The organism is Cytophagia bacterium CHB2, from assembly GCA_030263535.1.
GTDB lineage: Bacteria > Zhuqueibacterota > Zhuqueibacteria > Zhuqueibacterales > Zhuqueibacteraceae > Coneutiohabitans.
The window spans coordinates 1-5873 of sequence record SZPB01000388.1 but is presented as its reverse complement, the minus strand read 5'-3'; the positions used below and the strand labels follow the sequence as shown (position 1 = coordinate 5873).

Sequence of the window (5873 nt, the reverse complement as noted above, 5' to 3'; positions counted from 1 at the left end):
CACCAACATCGGACGCGCGCACATTGAATTTTTCGGAGATGTTGCCGGCGTGGCGCAAGCCAAGCGCGAGTTGTTTCGCCATCTGCATGAGCACGACGGCATTGCATTCTTGAACGCTGACGATCCGCTGTTGCCGACGGTACATCCCGCCGGTTTGAAAGCCGTGACCTACGGCCTGCAAAAACCGGCGCAGATTCAGGGCGCGATCAAAGAGATCGATGCCAGCGGGCACGTCACGCTCGCCTGGCGCGGCGTCGATATTCGCTTGAATGTGCCGGGGGCGCACAATGCCAGCAATGCGCTCGCCGCCGTTGCGGTGGGAGATTTTTTCGGACTCGAGGCTGCGGCAATCAAAGCAGGAATTGAAAGTTGCGCCAGCGTGGCGAAGCGTATGCAAATCGTGCACAAAAACGGCATGATCATTATCAACGACGCCTACAACGCCAACCCGGAATCCACCAAGCTCGCGCTGGAATTTCTGGCGCAACAACCGCTGGCAGAACACGCCCGGCGCGTCGCGATTTTAGGCGATATGCTGGAATTGGGCGCAAGCGCGCAGGCCGCGCATCGCGAAATTGGAGAATTCATCACCACGCTGCCGATACAAGCCGTGTTTGCTTACGGCCCGCTCACGAAACATCTCATTCAAGCCGTCGGGCAATATTGCTGGGCCGAACATTTTGAGAGCAAGCAAAATTTGATTGCCGAGGTGAACCGGTCCGTGCGCCCCGGCGATGCGTTGCTGCTCAAAGGCAGCCGCGGCATGGCGATGGAGGACGTGTTGGAGAAGTTGTCAGAGGCATAACTTTATTCCCTTATCCTGCGCATGTTCCGGCGTGCATCCGATGATTGCGCCGGAGCAAGAGTGAAAAGGAGCCGTCCATGCTGTATTATCTGCTCTACCCGTTGCGTGAGCATATTTCCGGCTTCAACTTGTTTCAGTACATCTCGTTTCGCGCCGGCTTTGCCGCGATTACCGCGTTGCTGATCAGCTTCGTTGTCGGGCCGCGCCTTATCAACTTCTTGCGCGAACGCTTGATCGGCCAGGAAGTGCGCAAAGACGGCCCGCAAACGCATCTGAAAAAACAAGGCACGCCCACCATGGGCGGCTTGATCATTCTGGCCGCCGCGCTGTTGCCAACGTTGCTCTGGGCGCGCGCGACGATTTATGTCGGCCTCGTTGTGCTCGCAACCGTCTGGATGGGCGTAGTCGGATTCATCGATGATTACCTGAAAGTCGTCAAGAAGGCTCCCAAAGGTTTATACGGCCGCTACAAAATCGTCGGGCAAGTTTCACTCGGTTTCGTGCTGGGCAGCATCATCTTTTTTGCGCCGCAGTTCGATGGCATTGCAACCTTGACCACAGTGCCGTTCTTTAAAAATTTTGAATTCGATCTCGGTTTGAATCTTGGTTTTCCTTACAACTACATTCCGTATGTCCTGGTGGTGATTTTTATCATCACCGCGACGAGCAACTCGGTGAATTTGACCGACGGCCTGGACGGATTAGCGGTGGGATTGGTGGCGATTTCCGCCGCCGCGTGGGCGCTGATTTGTTACGTCTCCGGCCGCACGGATTTTAGCGATTATTTGAACATTCTTTACCTGCCGGGCGCGGGTGAGTTGACAGTTTTTTGCGCGGCCTTGTTCGGCGCCGCATTGGGTTTTCTCTGGTACAATGCGCATCCCGCGCAAGCGTTCATGGGAGATACCGGTTCGCTGGCCCTCGGCAGTGCGCTGGGCACACTCGCCGTTTTGGTTAAGAAAGAATTATTGTTGCCGATCATCGGCGGCATTTTTGTGGCCGAAAGCCTGTCGGTGATCATTCAGGTTTGGTACTTCAAACGCACCGGCGGCAAGCGCATTTTCCGCATGGCGCCGCTGCATCATCACTTTGAGTTAAAAGGCTGGAGTGAACCGCAAGTTGTTGTGCGCTTTTGGATCGTCGGCATCTTGCTGGCATTGCTGACGCTGACGACGTTTAAGGTACGTTAATGAGATGTTACCTTAGTTTTTGTGAGAGCCGTTCGTTTGAAATGTCATTCAGGCGAATCTTGTCAAGTACTCGCCGCGATGCCAGTAACTTCACAAGAGGCCTGCTGCATGACAAATAGGGATGCATAAATTTTTCAAGGTAACCGCATACGAATTCGCGTGGCTGCGGCAATTTTCTAAACTGCTGTTGGTTGATTTCGATTATTCCGAGTGTCTGTTTTATCATTTTCAAGATCCATAATGCGCCGTCAAAATTTAGATTTGATTCTGCTGATTGCCGTCCTGTTTCTGCTGCTCCTCGGCGTCTGCTTCGTGTTTACCGCAAGCTCGGCGCGCGCCGAGCGGCTGCATCAGGACAGCGCATTTTATCTCAAGCGTCAAATGCTGCGCTTGCTGATCGGCTTGTTGCTCGGTTTTTTGATGATGCGCGTGGATTACCATAAAATACTGCAAATTTCGCCGCTCATCTACATGGTCAGTCTGGCGCTGCTGGTGTTCCTGCTGTTTGCGCCGGAATCGTGGATGATTCGCGGCTCACGGCGCTGGCTCATGCTTGGCCCGGTGCAATTTCAACCCTCGGAATTGGCAAAATACGGCCTGGTGTTCTACCTCGCCATGAATCTTGCCAAACCCAAGCTCGATCTGCGCAAGTTCGGCGACGGTTTAGCGCCACAATTGCTGCTCATCAGCGCGATCGTCATCGTGGTCGCCCTCGAACCGGATCTGGGTTCGGCATTGATGATCGCTGCGGTTGCATTGTGCCTGCTCTTTCTCGCCGGCGCGAAATTGGCGCATTTGTTCGCGCTGCTTTCCACCGCAGCTTTGGTGATCGTTGCATTCACGGCCAGAGTTGCTTACCAGCGCGGCCGTGTGGAATCGTTCGTGGAATCGTTCGTGGGCAATGCCGAACCTGCCTGGCAGGTCAAACAATCACTCATCGGATTGGGCACCGGCGGCCTGACAGGTTTGGGGTTGGGCAACAGCAAACAAAAGCTGATGTTCTTGCCGGATCCCTTCACCGATTTCATCATGTCGATTATCGGTGAAGAGCTTGGTTTGCTCGGCGCGTTGCTGGTTATCGGGTTGTTCCTGCTGATTCTGTGGCGCGGTTTTCACATCGCGCGGCATGCGCCGGATCAGGAAGGCCGTTTGATCGCCTGGGGCATCACGTGCATCATCGGTTTGGGCGCGTTCATCAACATGGCCGTGGTCATGAATCTGTTGCCGACCACGGGCATTCCGCTGCCGTTCGTGAGTTATGGCGGCACCGCCTTGATCATGAATCTCATAGGCGTCGGCGTCTTGTTGAATATTTCGCGCAGCGGTAAACCCGCCGCCGCGAAGGGAATGTCTCAAGTGCCGCTCGCGAAGGTGCAATGGTATCGTGACCGCAAACGTTGAGCCCGCGGCGCCGGAGTTGCGCCTGATGTTTGCCGGCGGCGGCACCGGCGGCCATCTGTATCCTGCGATCGCGATTGCCGAGGCGTTCAGGCAACGCGTTTCATCCGTGCGAATGCTGTTCATCGGCACCGAGCGCGGGCTTGAGGCGCGCGTGTTGCCGAGTTTGGGTTATCGGTTGGAGCTTGTGCCCGTGCGCGGCCTGCTGCGCAAATTGACCTGGAGCAACCTCATGGTTCCGGTTGATCTCATGCGCAGCGTGAGGCAATGCCGAAGGTTGTTGCGTGAATTTCAGCCGCATCTCGTCATCGGAACGGGCGGTTATGTCAGCGGCCCGGCGTTGCTCGCCGCCCGCCTCAGCGGAAGAAAATTTGTGATACAAGAACAAAACAGCTTTCCCGGTTTGGCCAATCGCATGTTCGGCAATCATGCGGATGCCGTGTTTCTGAGCTTCGAGGAAAGCCGAAAATATTTTCGCAAACAGCATCACGTGCAGGTGGTGGGCAACCCGGTACGCAGCAATTTGCAGGCACGCACACCGGAAATGCGGCAACAAGCCGCTCAAAAATGGCGGTTGCACGCCGATAAAACGACATTGTTCGTATTCGGCGGCAGTCAAGGCGCGCGCCGCATCAATGAAGCGATGGTCGAGCTGTTGCCGCGCCTGGCACAATTGCCCGGGTTGCAAGTGTTGTGGGTTACCGGGCCGAGCCATTTCGAACGAATCGCAGCACTGACACAACAACAAGCCGTGCGCGCCGTGCCCTATATCGACGATATGAATTTGGCGTATGCCCTCGCAGATTTCGTGCTCTGCCGCGCCGGCGCCACCACCATTTTTGAATTGATGCTGTGCGGGCTGCCGTCGATACTGATTCCGTTTCCGTTTGCGACGGCGGACCATCAAACCTTCAATGCGCGCGCATTGGAATATGCAGGCGCCGCCATTGTCGTGTTGGAAAAAGACCTGCGGGCTGAGGTTTTGTTTAACATGATAAACACGCTTGCAAGGGACACGCATGCTCGGCGGAAGATGGCAAAAGCTGCCCACAAACACGCGCGGCCCAACGCCGCGGCTGAAATCGTCGAGGTGTGTATGAATTTAATTGAGCAAAAAAACTGAGGACGCTTAAGTCTCAATCGGGTGAAATCGTTGTTCTAAAAGCAATAATTTCTTCCCGCGGACATCAGGCAATTTACGGACAAAGAGTTTTTCATCTGCTGGATTGTTTCTGTCCGTTGACGATTTCCTTTTGAGTTGCGGTTTATCCGAGTTGGGATAAAGCCATTTGGGAAAACCCGCATTGCGGATTGTCTGTTTGGTTTAAAACAAGAACATAAATTTCGAGGATATGGCCTATGATTTCGCCACGCTACAGCAAGCTTTTCTTTTTCACGACGACATTCTTGTTGAGCGGCTTGCATTTGCAGAATTGGGTTGGCGCGGATGCCAGTTTTACGGTGCAGCGCGTCGCCGTCAAAGGCAACTCGTTCTTGAGCGCTGAAACGATTTTAAAAACCGCGCAAGTGCCGCAAGGCGAGCGCACGTATCGCGTCGATGTTACACAAATCGAAGAGCAGCTCGAAACCTTGCCGTTTGTGGAAGAAGTGCAGGTCAGCCGCATTTTCCCCTCGACCGTCCAGATTTACGTCAAAGAACGCGAGGCGATCGCCCTGTTGAGCGCGAAAGGCCTAAGCCCGATTGCCGCCAACGGAGAAGTCTTGCCGCAAGTCGAAGCCGGCGTGCGCCTGGATTTGCCGGTGGTGTCCGGCGTGTCGTTCAAACAAGACAATTCCAAAAGAGTATTGTCAGAAGCAGGCAAATTTCTTTGTGATTTTATCAGCGTGTTGCGCACACAAAATCCGGTGATGTATCACGACGTTTCCGAGTTTCATCTTGACGGCAAGGGCAATCTGGTTTTGTTTCTTTATTCTCACGGCGTTCCGGTTTATTTGGGCAAGCAGCAATGGTTGGAACGCTGTGATCGTTTGCAAACCGTGTTGCAGCAATTGCCGCACAATGGAAACGGCCTGGCCGCGATCGATTTGCGCTTTGAAAATCAAGTCGTGACGCGAAGAACATGAAGCCGGCGGCTGGTGTAGCGGTAAGGAATAACCAGCAACAGGCACCTTAACCACAAGACTTTAGGAGACAATTTTATGGTACTCGACTACATTTGCGCGCTGGACATCGGCACAACCAAAATTTGTGCGCTGATTGCTGAAGTCGATGAGCACGGCCAGCTCAAGATTATCGGCATGGGCACGGCGCCGTCCGAAGGGCTGCGCCGCGGTGTCGTCATCAATCTCGAACGCACGGTCAATTCCATTCTGCGCGCGAAAAACGAGGCCGAGCGCATGGCCGGCGTCGAGATTCAAGCCGTTTACACCGGCATTGCCGGGGATCATATTCGCAGCGTCAACGGCCGCGGTGTGGTTGCGGTGACCGGCGAGGATCACGTCATCACGCTTGAAGATCG

6 protein-coding genes are annotated in these 5873 nt (G+C 54.5%); all 6 read left to right on the top strand.

What is annotated here, in order from left to right:
- A partial coding sequence (locus tag FBQ85_25585) for a UDP-N-acetylmuramoyl-tripeptide--D-alanyl-D-alanine ligase (GenBank protein MDL1878504.1) occupies window positions 1-805 on the top strand: 805 nt, incomplete at its 5' end.
- A gap of 77 nt (window positions 806-882) precedes the next feature.
- On the top strand, window positions 883-1995 hold the full coding sequence (locus FBQ85_25580; protein MDL1878503.1) for a phospho-N-acetylmuramoyl-pentapeptide-transferase: 1113 nt from the start codon (window positions 883-885) through the stop codon (window positions 1993-1995).
- Between the two features lie 240 nt (window positions 1996-2235).
- Window positions 2236-3396: a putative lipid II flippase FtsW gene (gene ftsW / locus FBQ85_25575; protein ID MDL1878502.1), complete on the top strand. Its 1161-nt coding sequence runs from the start codon at window positions 2236-2238 to the stop codon at window positions 3394-3396.
- Window positions 3380-4516 (top strand): undecaprenyldiphospho-muramoylpentapeptide beta-N-acetylglucosaminyltransferase, encoded by a 1137-nt coding sequence (gene murG / locus FBQ85_25570; protein ID MDL1878501.1) that lies wholly within the window; start codon window positions 3380-3382, stop codon window positions 4514-4516. Before ftsW ends, murG begins: the two co-directional genes overlap by 17 nt.
- 236 nt (window positions 4517-4752) lie before the next feature.
- Window positions 4753-5478 (top strand): FtsQ-type POTRA domain-containing protein, encoded by a 726-nt coding sequence (locus FBQ85_25565; GenBank protein MDL1878500.1) that lies wholly within the window; start codon window positions 4753-4755, stop codon window positions 5476-5478.
- Between the two features lie 75 nt (window positions 5479-5553).
- Window positions 5554-5873, top strand: a 320-nt coding sequence (locus FBQ85_25560; protein ID MDL1878499.1) for a cell division protein FtsA, incomplete at its 3' end; no start/stop codon positions are given.

Bases quoted from the DNA above. Each gene is read 5' to 3' on its own strand.
- ftsW (MDL1878502.1), top strand. From the start codon at position 2,236: ATGCGCCGTCAAAATTTAGATTTGATTCTGCTGATTGCCGTCCTGTTT.
- FBQ85_25580 (MDL1878503.1), top strand. From the start codon at position 883: ATGCTGTATTATCTGCTCTACCCGTTGCGTGAGCATATTTCCGGCTTC.
- FBQ85_25565 (MDL1878500.1), top strand. From the start codon at position 4,753: ATGATTTCGCCACGCTACAGCAAGCTTTTCTTTTTCACGACGACATTC.